The organism is Candidatus Eisenbacteria bacterium, from assembly GCA_005893305.1.
Classification (GTDB): Bacteria; Eisenbacteria; RBG-16-71-46; order SZUA-252; family SZUA-252; genus WS-9.
The window spans coordinates 49,591-65,273 of sequence record VBOZ01000031.1; the positions used below are offsets into that span (position 1 = coordinate 49,591).

Genomic DNA, 15,683 nt, shown 5'->3' on the forward strand with positions numbered 1-15,683 from the left:
GCTTACTTCCAGGTCTCGTCGCTGACGCGGAGCGATAGCGCGAAGCGGAGGAAGGTTTCGCGCGCGCCCAGCTCGTCCTGGTTCCCGCGCCTCCCTCCCTCCAAGCTGAAGTCGAAGGAGCCGCCCCTGTCCGGGGTCAAAAGCCCCGAGCCGATCGAGACGGCCCACTCGTCCACGGGAGCGACCCCGCCGGAGACGTCCGCGGCTCCGGCCCGCGGCAACAAATCCGGCCACTTCAAGAACGTCGCTCCGATGCGAAGCGGTAGCTTGCCGAAACCGCCTCCCATGGTCGTGGCCGCGCGCTCGAACCCGATCGAATAGCGCTGCAGCGCCCGGAAGTCCACGAGATCGCTCTTCAACGACTCGTCGTTCCAATTCTGGCGCCGGTACTGCCCCACGACGCGGCCGCGGTCCCCCAAGGCTACGCTGAATCCGGCCACGTAGCCGTCCGGAATCTGGAGCGTTCGGCCCGTCGTCTTGACCTCCGATCCGGTCGTGCGCTGGCGGTACGTCAACGGAAGCCGCCGCGCGGTCTCATAGACGGCGCCCAGCGCGAATCGCTCGCGGGCGTACTGGAGTCCGAGCCGCCAGCGACCGAAGCGATCCCAATCCGCTTCCAGCGTGTCGCGAGCCTGCGCGAGCGTGGGGCCGGAGAAGTCACGGCGCCACTCCTCGCGATAGCTTCCGCCGACGACGTCGAAATCGACGCCCGCCCGAATTGCGCCCGTTATCGGCCGCGCGAGGGTCACCCGCGCGAAATTGATTCCGCCGGTCCCCTCGATGCGAAGGCGCGATACGGCGCCGGTGGTCTCCGCCCGGTCGACCTGGAACTGTCCGTCGGTGCCGGCGAGGTAGCTTCCACCCAGAACGGTCCCTCCCGGAAGGCGGACGACGAGGCGGATGGAGGGAAACGCGGCCTCATAGGCCGACTCGCTGCCAAAGTCGGTGGTCGAGACGCTCCGCCGCGTCGACAGCATGGTGGCTTCGATCGAAAGGTAGCGAGCCTCCGCGATCGACGCCGGATTGACCATCGAGAAGGCACTCGGACCGTGCTCCGCCGCCCCGGCGCCGCCGAGAGCGCGCAGCCGCGCGTTCTCCTCGAGCGAGGGCTCACCGAGCCCCCCGGCGGAGAAGACCGAATTCGCGCGCGCCGGGGGAGCGCCCGACGCGAGCGCCGACGCGAGGGCGAGGACCGCGAGCGGGAGCACCCGCGTTGAAATTCGGCGGCGCGCGATCAGAACCGACCCGGGGGAGGCGTGGTGGTGCTGAAGCGAAGAACCGGAGGCCGCGTCGACTCCCGCGATCCGATCAGGAACGAAGGGCTTTCTCCCGGCGTCTGCGCAATCCTGAACACGTCGATCGAGGGGCGAACCGTCACGTCCCGGATCCGGATCAAGACCCCTTGGTTGGTCGTCGAATCGGCGCCCCATTCCCGGGTCAACACGCGCGGCAAGGGAATCGAGAGCGCGGTGTCCTGCGCCGTGAGGAACTGCGGCAGGATCAGGTGCGAGACGGGGCTCGCGTCGGTCGTGAGCGCGGCTTGGTCGGTGACCCCTTCCGTCCAGGGCGCGCGGATTCGATAGATGTCGACCGAGAGGATCGCGGTGTCGGGCATGGCGACGCCGTTGATCGCCGGAGCCGTCCCGGTCACCGGGAGCAGGAATCGAAGCTCGTTGACCGAGCTTCCGTCCGTGATCGTGGGCACGGGCGCGCGGAGCGCGAGGCCACACTCGAATTCGCCGCCGAAGATCATCGCGGTCTCGGTGCCCGTCGGGGGCGGGTTCATGGGGCCATGGACGTAGGCGCTCAGTGACATGTGCGTGTCGATGCTGTCGGTCTCGGTGCTGTCCGTACCCGTGTACTGGTAGAAGATGCGAAAGACCGCGCCGCTCGGGTCGAAGCTACCCACGCTGCCGCTCGACGATCGAGCGAGCGCGAAGCCGGGGGCGAGCGAGGGATCGGCCGCCCACGACTGAACCTCGCTGAACCCGCTCGGGCCCAGATTGACCCGCAGCGCGCCGACGAAGTCGAAGTTCGTGGAGCCGAGGGAGGCGCCGAGGACGGGCCCGGGCCAGGCGACGCTGGAATCCCACGCCACCGAAGTGAGCGAGAGACCCGCGGAGATCGAGCCCGTGCCTCCCCCAAGAATTTGGCGCTGTGGGAGCACGAAGTGGACCGCGATCGGCGTGAACCCGGTCAGGGTCAGCGCCGGGAGCCTCCACGTCGAGACCTTGAAGAGCGCGAGGGCGTCGAACGATCCGGACTGGCCGAGCAGGAGGGCCGGTCCGAAGTTCGCGGTATTTCGCGGCAGGTGCGAGTCGCGGTCCGTAAAGCCCACGACGCTGACGGTGGTGCCCAGACCTCCCGGACCACGGATCAGCCGCTCGTTCCCCACGATGCGGTCGACTCTGTTCGAGCAGCCGCAAAGGAGTATCGAGGCGGGGAGGATGAGGGCGGCCATGAGGAGACGGGTCGGTCGCACGGGCGGAATGATAATTCCTTGTGGTTTCGAACGCTACCGGGAAGGTCCATCTCCAAAAACCATGCTGCGCCGCTCCAGTTCCACTCGCCCGGTGCCGATACTCTGTCCGACTCATCGTCCGTCGCCACAGAGGGTAACGCGGTGCGAATCCCGAAACGCAGCGCCCATGCTCGAAGCCCCGCGCCCGCAACTCCGGGCATGCCCAGCCGCACCGCGCAGATTCGAAGCGCGGCGATCGGGGACGCGAGCGTGGCGCTTCTCCTTTGCGCTTGCGCCGTAACCGCGACGTGGAGCCTGGGCGCGCCGTGGATCGGGTTCCTGGCGGCGCCGGTGCTCGCCGCCCTGGCCTTGACGCGCTACCGCGGCCGCCGGGCGGAAATCGAGCGGATTCACGCGCTCCAGGCGCAGCTCAGCATCTATCGGGTCGCCGAGATGATGTCCCGGGCCGACACCGAGGAGGAGCTGATCCGCCAGGGACTCGACGAGATCGCGAAAGGAACCGGGCTCCCGCACTGGGCGATCTACCTCCACCGCGCGGGACGGGGTGAGTTCGCGGTCGCGGCGACGCGAGGGCTGCCGGAAGGGTCCGAGGCGGAGCTTCTTCCGGACGCGGTCGGCCCCGACGCCCGCTCACCCGCGAGCCGGGCGGCCTGGCTCGGTGAAATGCAGATCGTGCGGGATCCCGACGCCGTACCGGAGTGGCGATTCCCCACGATGACGAACGGCCTTGGCCCTCGGCCGGTCGTGGTTTCGATTCCGCTCGCCGACCAGGGCGACCTTCCGGCCGTGCTCCAGTGCTTCCTACCGAGCGGGAGCGCGCTCGATTCCGAGCGCGGCGCGCTTCTTCGCTGGATCGGCGCGCAGTTCCTCACAGGATTGAAGCGGCTTCGACTCGAGCACCGCGATCAGCTCCTCGCCTCCTACATGATGAGCACGGGCGAGATCCTCCTCGGGCTCGATCTCCTGGGCGAGATCACGCACGCGAACGCCGCCGCCGAGCGCGCGCTCGGCGCCGCCTCCGGGGCTCTCGTCGGAACCCGGCTCGACCAGCTCGCGGTCCTGACGAGTCCCGAGACGAGCGGCGCCACGCTCTTCGATTTGGCCCGGTCGGCGGGCGAGTTCTCGGGCGTGGTCTGGCTCCTCCGCACGGACGGAACCCGCTTCCCCGCCGAGGTACGTCTCTCGGCCGCGTTCGACCGGCGAAACGCGCTCAAGGCGATGGTCCTCGTGGGGCGGGACGTCACCGATCGGCACGAGCAGGAACGCGAGCTTCGCGGCCGCACGGAGGAGCTCGCGCTCGTGAACCGGAAGCTCCAAGGGGTCAATCGGGAGCTGGAGGAGGCGCAACAGCTGCAGAACGACTACCTCGCGAACACCTCGCACGAGCTCCGCACTCCTCTGAACGCGGTGATCGGATTCGCGACGCTCCTGGAGCAGGGCGTACACAAGACCCCGGAGGAAGGTCGTGAGTTCGCGCGCTCGATTCGGGAAGCGGCCGAGCACCTCCTCGGGGTCATCAACGACCTCCTCGATCTGGCCAAGGTCGCGGCCGGACGCTTCGAGCTTCGGCTGATCGCCGGGGACCTCCGTCCGGCTGTTCAGTCCGCGCTGGAGGCCGTTCGGCCCCTGGCGGCGCAAAAGGGGCTCAACCTCTTGGTGGACATTCCCATAGAGCCCCTCGACGTGACCCTGGACCCTGCCCGGTTGCGCCAAGTATTGCTGAACTTGCTTGGGAACGCGGTCAAGTTTACCGAAAAGGGAGAGGTGAGGATCCGGGCCTGGCGCGATGAGGCAACCGAAGAGGCGCGCGTCCTGATCGAGGATACCGGGATCGGAATCGCTCCCGAGCACCGGTCGAGGCTCTTCAGGAAATTCAGCCAAGTCGACTCGTCGTACAGGCGACGGCACTCCGGCACCGGTCTCGGACTCGTGATCACGCAGGCACTGCTGAAGAATATGGGCGGCACGATCAGCGTGGAGAGCGAGGGAATAGACCAAGGGACGCGGGTGACACTGGCCTTTCCGGCCCTGATCGGTTCCCGCGATGAAGTTCCATGAGGAGCCTATGGCGACACGCATCCTGGTAGTGGAAGACGATCCGATGAACGCGAAGCTCTTCCAGCTCATCCTCACCCGGGCGGCGCAGTTCGAGGTGGAGGTGACGGAGGATCCCGCGCACGTCGTCGCCCAAGCGCGGTCGGGAGGGGCGGACCTGATCATCATGGACGTGTCGCTCTCGAACAGCCTCTGGGACGGGGTTCCCGTCGACGGTCTGGAGATCTGCAGGCGGCTGAAGAGCGATCCCGAGACGAAGCGCGTGCCAATCTTGTTGGCGACCGCGCACGCCATGAAGGGCTCGCGGGAACGATTTCTTAAAGATTCCGGAGCCGATGACTACATTTCCAAACCGATCGTGAGCGCCGACGAGCTGATCAGCCGGATCCGCGCGCTGCTCGAGAAGGGGGCAAATGCCACACCACCTGCTCCTCGTTGACGACGAGGCTCATAATCGGAAGCTCCTGCGCATGGTCCTGCGTCAGGGCGAATACGAATTTCTCGAGGCCGAGAACGGAAATCAGGCGCTCGAGATTCTCGAGAAGCAGAAGATCGATCTCATCCTCCTCGACCTGATGATGCCGTCGCCGAACGGGTTCGATGTCCTCCTGGCGGTCAAGAAGAACGATCGGCTTCGGGACATTCCCGTGCTCGTGGCCAGCGCGTCGACCGCGCCCGACGACATCGAGCGGAGCCTGACGCTCGGAGCGGCGGACTACTTCATGAAGCCGCTCACCGAGTGGGACATTCGCTTCCAGCTCCCGATCAAGGTTCGGAACGCGCTCGCCGTCAATCAGGCCTCCGAGGAGCGTCTCCGCGCGGAGCGGATGAAGGCGGTCTCGGCCATGGCGGTCGCCTTGAACCACGAGATCAACAATCCCCTGCAAGTGATCCAGGGCAACGCCCAGCTCCTATTCGTCCACCCCGGCCTGCCGCCCGAGACCCGGGACAAAGTCGCTCGCATCCGGGCGGCGACGGAGACGATCGCTGGGCTCACGCACCGGATCGCGGCGCTCCGCGACATCGTGACGGTCGAATATCCAGCCGGGAACAAGACGACGGTTCCGATGGTCAACTTCAAGGCGTCGCCCGATGGCGGGGCGGCGAAAGGGCAGGAGGCGGGGAAGGGCCAAGCAGGGATCGGCGGCGGGCCGGCCAAGGGTGCGCCCGAGGCGAAGGGCCCCGAGACGAATCCGGCCGTCAAATCCCCAGAGTCGGGTAGATCCAGTCCAGAATGAGGAAGTTCAGCCGCCCGATGAGGAGCGCCACGCGCCCCATCACCGTGAACCCGAACGCGGCGCCGAAGGAGATCATGAGGAACCAGATTCCGAGACGCGAGATTCGCCTCGTGATCGGTCCCTGCTCCCTCGAGAAGAAGAAGTAGACCAGGACGCTGAAGACCCCCAAAACGTAGACGAGCGAGAAGAACGTCGCCCGGTCGAGGCTCGAGAGGGGCAGGATGGCTCGGGCTAGCTGCGGCAGCACCTCCCCGTGGATCTTCCTCGTGAAATCCAGCCCGATGTAGTACGCCACGTAGATCGCGAGCGCGTACCGCGAGACCCACCCGATCTTCGGCGCGTACCTCATGTAGAGGAGGACGCCCAGCAGCCCGGGAACCACCAGGTCCCAGTTCTGGCCGAAATCCTCCCGCATCGGCGCGAAGAGGTTTGGCAGAAGCGTTTGGTTCAGAACGATCCCGACGTAGTAGCCGAGCGAGACGCCGGCGAAGAGGCTCTCCGCGAAACGGAAGAAGGGGTTGTCCTTGTAGAGGAACGTGAGGCACGCGATCGTCAGGAACGCCGCGATCCAGACGCCGATCTCGGGAGGGTGCATTCCGCTCACGCCCTCGCTTTCGCGCTCGCCCTGCGCTGCCGGAAATAGGCGACGTTGCCGAGGAGCAGGAGAAGAAGGATGACCGTGTGGAGCACGGTCTGCCCGTCCATCCCCTTGGTCGCCGTGAAGGCGCGCGTGGTCGTGTAGAACGTCGCCAGCTGGGGGTATCGGGCCCGAAGGAGGCTCTCGTACTCGGCCGCACCCTTCATCCCGCCCACCATGCCGACGAGCTGCCCCGAGTTGAGGTAGGCATAGTACTTGGGGGCGCCCACCGCCGTCGGCCCGATGATGACGGGTATCCCCACCTGGGGATGGACCTGCGTGATCCACCACTCCCCGATAATCCCGGTCGCGGCCGTGAAGACGACCTTCACCTGCCGGAGGTCGTGGACCCCCTTCATGAGCGGAATCTCGGAGATGGGCTTGCCGTGGACATCGGTCGGAAAGGCCCCGGCGATGTCCTCGCCCATGTGGCGCATCACGGCAGCGGCCCCGTCCTTGTATCCCAAGTTGACGTAGTCGACGCCGTCCCGAAGGTTCGGGAGCTCCTCCGTGATCTTCGCGACCACGTTGTTGGCGAGCCCAAGGCCGCCGAGCGGATAGAGCGCGCAGACGATGAAGCGGAGCTTCTTCAGAGCGCACTGGCGCATGACCGCCTCGGCCATCGGATCGTTCTCGGGCGCGGAAGACGGACCGTAGTCGAAGGAGATCAGGACGACGTCGCCTTCGTGGAGCGCCTCGATGAATTCGAACGCCGCCCGCGTCGGGCCGGTCGTGGTCACGGGGAGCCCGATCGGGATCACGATCGGCGTCGCGACGCTCAGCAGCACGATGAGGAAGATCCACCGCCGGTCGAGGTTGACGATCCGATCGAAGAATCCCGCCACCCTAGTCCCCCTTCCCCAGGCCCAGGTAGCCGCGCTCGATGCCGAGGATGACGCGGAGCGCCATCGATGCGGCGCCCAGGGCCGCGCCGATGATGATCCCCGACTGCGCGGCGCCGTTCGGCGTCTGCATGATCCACTCGGTCAGCTTGCCGAGACCCTGGCTCGCGGCTGCCGCGGCCGGCTGGATGGAGGGAATCGGAGCGGCGAGAAGCTCCAGCAGCGGAACGCGGCCCATCATGATGAGGGCGGCCGCGACGAGGAGGATCGTCGCCTCGGTGTTTCGCGCGCGGAACGCCCGGAACGCGGCGCTCGCCATGAAGAAGGCCAGAAGCGAGAAAATCGTCGATTGGAGCGGCTGGAAGAACCAGTTGGTCACGTATTGGAACGGCGTCGGCGTTCCGTCGGCGGCGATCCCGATTCCCTGCCCCGAGATGCCCCCGTAGATCCCGAAGCCGCCGGTCACGAAGAGCCCGATCAGGAGCACGACCGAGAAGGGCCAGCCCGTTTCGCGGCGCGAGATCTTCCGCATATTGTTTTGGAGCACGTTCACGATCCCGAGGAGGAGCGCGAAGCCAGCCAGGATGATGAGCCATTGATCGAGCCTTGGGCTCATCCCCGTCGGGCCGGCGATGAATTTCTTGGGTACGTACATGGAGAGGATCGGGATCAATCCCGCGAAGACACCGACGAAGATCGGGATCCGGCTCCGGAGCGCCGGAGCCCGCAGCCCCAGGAAGAATCCGACGATGGGGACGATCGCGAACAGGATGACCAGCGTGACGCGGCCGAATTCGAGGTTCATTGGGTCCGGAAGAGGTCAGCGACCCCGTGCACGCCGAAGCTCGCGGCCGCGATGCCCAGGATCCCGAGAACGATGAGGATCGCCTTTGCGATGTCCTGCCCGCGCACCGAGCCAAGCAGCACCGGCTCCCGCGTCAAATAGGCGCTCGCGGCGTAGAGCTCCTCACCGATCAGCGTGTAATCGCAGGTCGCGACGAAGAACGGAAGCTGGGTGGGATCCGCTTGGCCGGCGATCTGGATCGCGCCCACGGATTGACCCGTCTCGGCGAGGATCAGGGACTCCGCGTAAAAGTAGCCGATGAGGAAGATCGCGGCGGGCCTCTCCCGGATCATCCTCGCGGAGACCGCCGCCGTGAAGGCGAACTGGTCGTAGGTGACGTAGTTGACCATCTCCTCGCGGAAAAGGTCCGGCCTTCCTTCCGCCAGATACGCCCCGCGGACCGCCTCGAGCGCGGAAGCGAAGGTGAGCGGATCCTTGTTCGGGACGTCCAGGTCGGCGCCGTACCGCGCGGTCGCGCGCGCCACGTTCCCCAGGATCGCGATCGAGGCCACACTCTGGATGTCGTCCATGCTTGCGCTGCCGGGGATGTACATCACCTTCTTCCCGATCTCGGTCGCGCGCCCGATCGCTTCGTCGAGAGCGTTCAGCCCCGCGATTTTCCGGATGAAGATGTTCTTCCCGGACCGGGCCACGCCGATCGAGCCCAGGATGATCCCGATGAAGAGGACCACCGCGATCAGCGAGTTCGTCCGCTCAGAGCGAAACCAGTCGTCGTGCGAGGCCGCCGGATCGCTCACCACGGGCGGGCCCACGGCCCCGGCGATGCCCGAGGAATCGGCGGTCGCGGCCGAGCGGACGCGGATTTCGTATCGGTAGACGTTCCCGTCGCGGGCCGTGGTGTCGACATGGCGGCCGACTCCGGGCTTCACCTCCGCCACCTCGGTCCATTCGTCCGCCGGCGGCTGTGCGCGGCGGATCTCGACCATGGCGTCGGCGGGCAGGCCGGGCGGATCCTGCCACGTCAGGAGGATCGCGTCCCCCGAGTCACCGGGGCGGTCCACGGCGGTAAAGGAGAGCGGCGCTGGAATCTCGGGGGGCGCCGGCGGCAGCGTGCCTGTCGGCGTGGCGGCGGCGTTGGGGGCCGCGACGAGAAGCGCGAGGAGGGATAACCCTGCCGCCAATCTCACAACCGCGGAGCCTAGGTGAGTCTTCCCGCGGGTGTCAACGAGGTTTTCGCCCGCGAAGCCTCATGATCGGCCACACATAGACCGAGAGAGCGGGCCAGCGCGAGCAGAAGAACCGGAGGAAGTCCTTGATCCATTGCCTCGGGTGGACCTCGATTCCGCGCGAGAGGAAGGCCGGGAGGATCTCCGGCTCGAGGCCCGCCTCGCGGAACTTGCGCATCATCCAGAACGGGTTCAGCTCCCGCTCCGGGTACTGGCCGTCCCGAGGGTCCCGGTAGCGGAACGCGGGCTCGCGCGCCACGCGCCCCGTCTCGAGGAGTTCCCGGACTCCCGCCTGGATCTCCGACCCCACGAGGCCGCGCGTCCGCCGGGTCGCCTCGAGAAGCTGGTTTGAGGAGAGGTTCGGAAAGTGCTCGCCGATCAGCGCGCGCCGGGCCTCGAAGTAGGGGCCGTCGGGCTCGTGCTCCATCCGCTTCCACCCGCGTCGCCTCCGCGGGCGCGCCGGGAGATAGAGGGAGTTGTTCTCGTCGCTCAGGAAGAAGAGGCCGCCCGGCCGGAGTAGGCGGTGCGCTTCCCGGAGGAATCCCTCCAGGTCGCGCACGTGAGAGATGACGCAGTTCGCCATCACGCCGTCGAACGAGCCGGCGGGAAATTCCATCCCGATTCCGTCGCCGAAGCGCGACTCGAGATTCGTGGCCGGGGGGTCCACCTTCTCGGCCAGGTACGTCCCGACCGCGACCATGTCGCGATCGATCTCGGTCGCGACGACGCGCCGCGCGCCGTAGATCGCCACGAGCAGCGCCTCGAGGCCGAATCCCGCGCCCAGATCGAGGACGTCCTTCCCGTCGCATTCCATGTAATGGAACATCTCCCGGCACTTCTGGAAGATGTGCTCGATCCTCGCCGGATTCCGAATGATGCGGAGATAGGAGTAATACGTGAGGAAATATTCGGGGAATTGCGCGCGGAGGTCCGCGTCGCTCTGCATGAGAATTTCGCGAAGCGACGCCAGTCGCCGCGCGGCGACGTCGGACACTATCCGGCTGACTCGCTCAGGATTCGGGAGCGGCGGATGCCGTGCGCGTTCATCCGATTGTGGAGGTGCTGCCGGCTGACCCCGAGCGCGCGGGCCGCCCGCGAGACATTGGAGTCGCATTGGCGCAGCGCCTCACGGATCGTCTCCGCCTCGACGGCGTCGAGCGTCTCGCGAAGGGTGTGCTGTCCATCCCAGCGCCGGGTGACCGGCGGGCCCAGCCCGAAGAGCGCGGGCTCGATCATCGCGCCGTTGTCGGAGAGCGCGACGGCCCGGGCCATCGCGTTCTCCAGCTCGCGGACGTTGCCCAGCCAGGGATGGCGCAGGAGCAATTCGCGGGATTCCGACGTGAGGCCCCGGATCTCCTTGGTCTGCTGCTTGGCGAAGAACTCGAGGAAGTGCTGCGCGAGGAGAAGCACGTCCTCGCCCCGCTCGCGGAGCGGGGGCAGCGTGATCGGAACGACGTTGAGCCGGTAGAAGAGGTCCTGGCGGAAACGCCCCGCGTCCACCTCCGCTTTGAGATCGCGGTTCGTCGCCGTCACCAGGCGGAAATCGACGCGGCGGGAAACCGTGTCGCCCACGCGGCGGATTTGAGAGTCCTGGAGCACCCTGAGGAGCTTGACCTGGAGCGTGCCGGGCATCTCCCCCACCTCGTCCAGGAAGAGCGTCCCGCCGTCGGCCGCCTCGAAGAGGCCCACCCGATCCTCGGCCGCGCCCGTGAACGCGCCCTTCCGATATCCGAAGAGCTCGCTCTCGAGAAGATTCTCGGGAAGCGCGCCGCAATTGACCGCGATGAAGTTGTTGTCCCGCCTCGGGCCGTTCAAGTGAATCGCCCGAGCGATGAGCTCCTTCCCCGTCCCGGTCTCTCCTTGAATCAGAACCGACACCTGGGACGGGATGACCCGTTCCAGGAGCTCGATCACCCGGAGCATCTTGGGGCTTCGACCCACCAGGAGCCCGTACCGCGACTCCTCTTTCAGCGCCCGGCGCAGGTTGAGATTCTCGATCTCCAGCCGGTTCTTCGAGTCCTTCAGCTGCTCGTGAAGGCGCGCGTTCTCCAGGGCGACCGCAACCTGGGCCGCGAAGCCCTCGAGGATCGCGATGTCTTCCGGCGTGAATTCGTGCGCGATCGAATGCGAGTCGACGTAGAGAACGCCCAGGACCCGGCCCGCGTTCAGGATCGGCAGCGCGACGACGGTGCGGAGCGAGAGCTCGCGGACGCTCTTCCGATCCTGGAAGAGGGACGAGCCGACGGCATCCGGGACCCAGACGGTCTCCCGGCGATGCGCTGCTTCCTCGGCGACGCTCCACGAGATCTGGAATTCCTCGGGAGGGAGCGTCGATTGGTCGCGGCTGCGCGCGATCTCGAAGTGGAGTTTCCCGTCCTCGCGCATGAGCATGAGAAAACCGCGATCGGAGCCGGCGATCTGGACGACAGAATCGACGATGCGGACCAGAAGCTCGTTGAGATCGAGCGTTCCGCTGACTTGACGGCTGGCCTGGAGGACGTGGTTGACGCGCTCGAGATCGGTGGAAGCGCGAGGGCGCGAGGGCGAGCGGGGCTGCGCGAGGAGCTCCCGCTCCCACTGGGTGAGCCCTCGGCTCAACCGCTCCAGTGGATCCAACTCCGGCAGATCCGGCACCGCCGGATCCTTATCGTGGAGAGGATCTGAGGACTGCGACATGGCGTTCTGGCCTCGTTAGTGACCAGCGGAGCTCCGACTCCCCTCCGTTGGAACCTCGGCCACCGGACTATACAACTGTAAAAGCTCTTTGTCAAATGTCGAACTAGGGGGTGGGACCGATTCGTCCCAGGTAGGCCCAAAAAATGGCATATCCGAGCCCAGAAACGAGGACAGCCGCAATCACCGGTTGCGGGTCCGAAAGACCCCAAACGAGCACTCCGAGGCAGACGTTAAGCGTTACCGCTATGGCGACTATGCCGAGCGCACCCCACTTTCCGCTTCGTCGTCCAAGGCGATGCGTCGTGTGATCGACTCCTCCGATATAGATCGGACGACCTCCGACAACGCGAACGACGATGACGAAGATCACGTCGAAGAGCGGGTAGCTGAGAAGTAGGGCCACCGCCGACAAGTGTGGGATCGTGGGCGGCCCCTGGAGCGCTTGGAGAGTGAGGGCGGCGAGGGCGAAGCCGAGAAGATGGCTCCCGGCGTCGCCCAAAAAGATCCGTGCGGGCGGCGCGTTGTAGACGAGAAAACCGGCCCCGGCGCCCACGAGACCCCACGCGAGGATCAAGTCGACCGGCGCGTGATGGAGGAGGCCGATCGCCACGAACCCGGCCGCGGTGATCGGGACCGTGGCGCCCACGATTCCATCCATCGCGTCGAGGAAGTTGATCGCGTTCAGGAGCGCCACCACACCCAGGATGGCCGCGGCGAGCGTGAGCGGACTCGCGCGGATCCATTCGACCTGGGGCCCCCAGAGCACGAGGCAGAGCGCGGCCGCGAGCTGCCCCGCGAGCTTTCCGAGCGGCGGCATCGGGCGCCGGTCGTCGAGAAGCCCCATTCCGAGGGACAGGGCCGCGCCGATGAAGAAGCCCGGCCGCGGAAGGGCGATTGGAATCGAAAAGAAGGCGCGCCCGAGCGCGGCGGCGAGAAGGAGCGCGAGCGCGACCGCGACGCCGCCGAGAAGCGGCGTCGGCTCCGCGTGAGACTTTCGCGGATCGGGGTGATCCAGGTAACCGGTGGTGCGGGCTATCTTGACGAAAATCGGCGTCGTGAGGAGCGCCGACGCGAACGCGAGCGGCGCCACGACAAGGAACGGAAGCGGTCCGCTCAAACGGCGGCGGGGATGAAGGGCAGGGGCTTCCGCGTCGGCTTGGGGTGCGCGCCGTTGTTCGACTCGAGCGCCTCGAGCGCGATGTCCCATGTGAACGTGGAGCGTGCCCAAGCCCGACCCCGCTGCCCTAGCGCCGCGGCGTCGGCGGGATCGCGAATCAACTGCACGATCTGGGCGGCGAGGGCCTCGGGCTCTATCGCAATGCGCAAGACGTCGTCTGGGACCGGCTCGAGACCGAGCCGCACTGGGGGCGTGGAAACGACCGGAATTCCGCTCGCCAGCGCCTGAATCACCTTGGTCTGGAGGCCGGCGGCGAACCGGTGCGGAGCGACGAAGACCGTGGCCGTCATGAGCACGTCCTCGAGGCGCGGCGCATACCCGATGATCCTCACCCCGTCGCCCCTCGCCCACGCTCCGAGGGAACCGGAGCTCCTCCCCACGATGTCGAGAGTCGCTTCGGGGACCGCTGCCCTCACTCGTGGAAACACATCCTGCACCAGGAAACGCACCGCGTCCCGGTTGTGGAACACCTCGTGAAAGCCGAGGAAGAGAAGCCGAGCGGCATCCCGCGGTCCGTTGGGATGAAACGGCTCGGGACCCAGGCCCATGGGGACGACGCGGATCCGCGCGTCTGGGGCGAGGCCTACGAGGTTCGCGCGCTCCGCCTCGCTGATGACCCAGCATTCGTCGAAGCGGGGCGCGATCGCGGCCTCGAATCGTTCGATTCGCCTCATCTCCTCACGATAGAGCCAGAGATCGGGGCCGCGGCGAAACGGCAGCGACCTCGCGATTCCGGCGGAGATGACGTCGGTGAGATCAAGAATCCAACGGGTGCGATGCTCCTTCATCCGCTCCATGGCGTAGGGGGCCATGCGGAAGAGGTGCGTGTAGACCACATCGGGGCGCACGCGCCGGAGCGTCTCGCCGACCTGTTCGCGCATTCGCCTCGAGCGGTAGTACGCGGCCTGCAGCGGCTCCCCGGTGGGAAGCGCCTTCGCCGAGCGCAGCGTCGAGAGAAGCTTCGGGAGCGGCACGATCCGGATCGACGCGAGAAGCCGTTCGAGCGGCGCGATCGCGGAGGGCTCGGGAACGCTCCTGTCGAATGTGACGAGGTGAACCTCATGGCCCGCTTCGGATGCCGTGCGCAGAAAGTGGAAGACGCGGAAGCGGTCGCCCCCCTCGGGTGGAAACGGCATGCGGGAGGTCAGGAAGACGACGCGCATGGCCGCAGTGTAGCACGAGTCGGGTCGTGATAGACTCCGCCGTCTTGGGAGCCAATGACAGGCCTCACACTCCCGCTCGCGCCGGCGCGCCGTGAAGATTCTCATCGTCGATACCTACTATCCGGCCTTCCTGCGATCTTTCTACTCGGAACGCCCCGGCCTTGAGCGCCGCCCGTACGCGGAGCAATGGCGCGCCCTCATGGACCAATGCTTCGGGGTGGCCGACTTCTATTCCACGAACCTGGTCCGGCTCGGGTTGGAAGCAACGGAGGTCGTCGCGAACGCGGGGGCACTCCAGCTCTGCTGGGCCCGCGAGCACGGTCTCGGTCTCCGCTACCGTGTCACCCGGCGGCGCGGGCCGGGGGGGATCCCGGTCCCTTGGGTATCGAAGAGCTGGATCTACCCAGTATTGCGCGCGCAGATTCAGGCATTCCGACCCGACATCGTTCACATCCAGGATCCGGCCGCAACCGATCCAGCGTTCCTGCGCGAGATCCGATCCGACGCGCGGCGGATCACGGGCCAGATCGCGAGCCCGTACCCTCCGCGGGCGGACTTTCGCGCCTACGACCTCATGCTCTCGTCGATGCCGCATTTCGTCGAGGCATTCCGCAAATCGGGGATTCGCAGCGAGCTCTTCCACCTCGGATTCGAGCGCACGGTGCTGCGGCGGCTCGGCCCCGCGGCATCGCGGGACGCGGTCTTCGTCGGCGGCCTCTCCCGATCCCACAAGGAGCGAATCCAATTTTTCGAAACCCTGGCGAGGCGACGGCCCATCGAGTGGTTTGGCTACGGTCTCGAGCAGCTCGCGCGCGGGTCTCCACTTCGCGCGTGCTACCGGGGACCGGCGTGGGGTCTCGCGATGTACGAGGTGCTGGCGGGCGCTCGCATCGCGCTCAACCATCACATCGACGTGGCCGGGCGCTACGCGAACAACATGCGTCTCTATGAGGCGACGGGGGTGGGCGCATTACTGCTCACGGATTGGAAGGAGAACCTGCCTCAGCTCTACGAGCCCGGAAAGGAAGTCGCCGCGTACCGGAGCGTCGAGGAGTGCGCCGATCTCATGGAGCATTACCTGGCGCGGGAAGACGAGCGCGCGACCGTCGCGCAAGCCGGCCAGGCGCGCACGCTCCGCGATCACACCTACGAGCAACGGATGCGCGAATTCGTCGAGCTCGCGCGCCCGCTTCTGTAGCCCGATGCGCGTCGGAGCGTCGTCGCGCTACGACCTGGAGGACATCCTGGGCGAGCGAACCGTGACGAAGACCTTCCTGTGCGAGGTGGACGGGTGAGTGCGTTCTCGGTACGATGCACCCTCACGTCATGACCACGGCCGAGGCCTATTTCCGCGAGAAGCGAGCCCTCATCACCGGCGGCCT

Annotated in this window: 14 protein-coding genes; 4 read left to right on the plus strand and 10 right to left on the minus strand. The window is 66.8% G+C overall.

The features are described from left to right. Positions 1 to 2: 2 nt before the first annotated feature. Together E6K79_10195 and E6K79_10200 are read right to left on the minus strand one after the other, a co-directional pair. Entirely contained in the window at positions 3 to 1,208 is a 1,206-nt protein-coding gene (locus E6K79_10195) for a hypothetical protein (GenBank protein TMQ63439.1), read from the minus strand. Between the two features lie 26 nt (positions 1,209 to 1,234). Next, positions 1,235 to 2,482 (minus strand): hypothetical protein, encoded by a 1,248-nt coding sequence (locus E6K79_10200; GenBank protein ID TMQ63440.1) that lies wholly within the window; start codon positions 2,480 to 2,482, stop codon positions 1,235 to 1,237. A gap of 198 nt (positions 2,483 to 2,680) precedes the next feature. On the opposite strand from E6K79_10200, the gene E6K79_10205 reads away from it, so the two are divergent. Genes E6K79_10205 through E6K79_10215 form a run of 3 tightly spaced genes read left to right on the plus strand, consistent with a single transcriptional unit; the run spans position 2,681 to position 5,775 of the window. Continuing rightward, positions 2,681 to 4,540 (plus strand): PAS domain-containing protein, encoded by a 1,860-nt coding sequence (locus E6K79_10205; protein ID TMQ63441.1) that lies wholly within the window; start codon positions 2,681 to 2,683, stop codon positions 4,538 to 4,540. Positions 4,541 to 4,547: 7 nt separating this feature from the next. Continuing rightward, positions 4,548 to 4,976 carry a response regulator gene (locus tag E6K79_10210; GenBank protein ID TMQ63442.1) on the plus strand — a complete coding sequence of 143 codons (429 nt, stop codon included), beginning with the start codon at positions 4,548 to 4,550 and terminating at the stop codon, positions 4,974 to 4,976. After that, on the plus strand, positions 4,951 to 5,775 hold the full coding sequence (locus E6K79_10215; protein ID TMQ63443.1) for a response regulator: 825 nt from the start codon (positions 4,951 to 4,953) through the stop codon (positions 5,773 to 5,775). Before E6K79_10210 ends, E6K79_10215 begins: the two co-directional genes overlap by 26 nt. Here the strand turns inward: E6K79_10215 and E6K79_10220 are convergent. The 8 genes from E6K79_10220 to E6K79_10255 form a co-directional block, all read right to left on the minus strand. Next, positions 5,738 to 6,379 carry a hypothetical protein gene (locus tag E6K79_10220; protein ID TMQ63444.1) on the minus strand — a complete coding sequence of 214 codons (642 nt, stop codon included), beginning with the start codon at positions 6,377 to 6,379 and terminating at the stop codon, positions 5,738 to 5,740. The two genes, E6K79_10215 and E6K79_10220, sit on opposite strands and share 38 nt — an antisense overlap. After that, positions 6,376 to 7,257: a hypothetical protein gene (locus tag E6K79_10225; protein TMQ63445.1), complete on the minus strand. Its 882-nt coding sequence runs from the start codon at positions 7,255 to 7,257 to the stop codon at positions 6,376 to 6,378. Before E6K79_10225 ends, E6K79_10220 begins: the two co-directional genes overlap by 4 nt. 1 nt (position 7,258) lies before the next feature. After that, positions 7,259 to 8,059 carry a hypothetical protein gene (locus tag E6K79_10230; GenBank protein ID TMQ63446.1) on the minus strand — a complete coding sequence of 267 codons (801 nt, stop codon included), beginning with the start codon at positions 8,057 to 8,059 and terminating at the stop codon, positions 7,259 to 7,261. Beyond that, a complete protein-coding gene (locus E6K79_10235; GenBank protein TMQ63447.1) occupies positions 8,056 to 9,240 on the minus strand; it encodes a hypothetical protein in 1,185 nt (394 codons plus the stop codon). Before E6K79_10235 ends, E6K79_10230 begins: the two co-directional genes overlap by 4 nt. A 40-nt stretch (positions 9,241 to 9,280) precedes the next feature. Then, positions 9,281 to 10,399 (minus strand): class I SAM-dependent methyltransferase, encoded by a 1,119-nt coding sequence (locus tag E6K79_10240; protein TMQ63448.1) that lies wholly within the window; start codon positions 10,397 to 10,399, stop codon positions 9,281 to 9,283. Further along, positions 10,279 to 11,961, minus strand: a complete 1,683-nt coding sequence (locus E6K79_10245) for a sigma-54-dependent Fis family transcriptional regulator (protein TMQ63449.1) — start codon at positions 11,959 to 11,961, stop codon at positions 10,279 to 10,281. The genes E6K79_10240 and E6K79_10245 overlap by 121 nt, the downstream gene beginning before the upstream one ends. A gap of 103 nt (positions 11,962 to 12,064) precedes the next feature. Next, positions 12,065 to 13,168 carry an undecaprenyl/decaprenyl-phosphate alpha-N-acetylglucosaminyl 1-phosphate transferase gene (locus E6K79_10250; GenBank protein ID TMQ63450.1) on the minus strand — a complete coding sequence of 368 codons (1,104 nt, stop codon included), beginning with the start codon at positions 13,166 to 13,168 and terminating at the stop codon, positions 12,065 to 12,067. After that, a complete protein-coding gene (locus tag E6K79_10255; protein TMQ63451.1) occupies positions 13,075 to 14,406 on the minus strand; it encodes a glycosyltransferase in 1,332 nt (443 codons plus the stop codon). The genes E6K79_10250 and E6K79_10255 overlap by 94 nt, the downstream gene beginning before the upstream one ends. Here E6K79_10255 and E6K79_10260 point away from each other — a divergent pair. Beyond that, positions 14,393 to 15,499, plus strand: coding sequence for a glycosyltransferase family 1 protein (locus E6K79_10260; protein ID TMQ63452.1), 1,107 nt, complete (start codon positions 14,393 to 14,395; stop codon positions 15,497 to 15,499). The two genes, E6K79_10255 and E6K79_10260, sit on opposite strands and share 14 nt — an antisense overlap. Positions 15,500 to 15,683 lie beyond the last annotated feature (184 nt).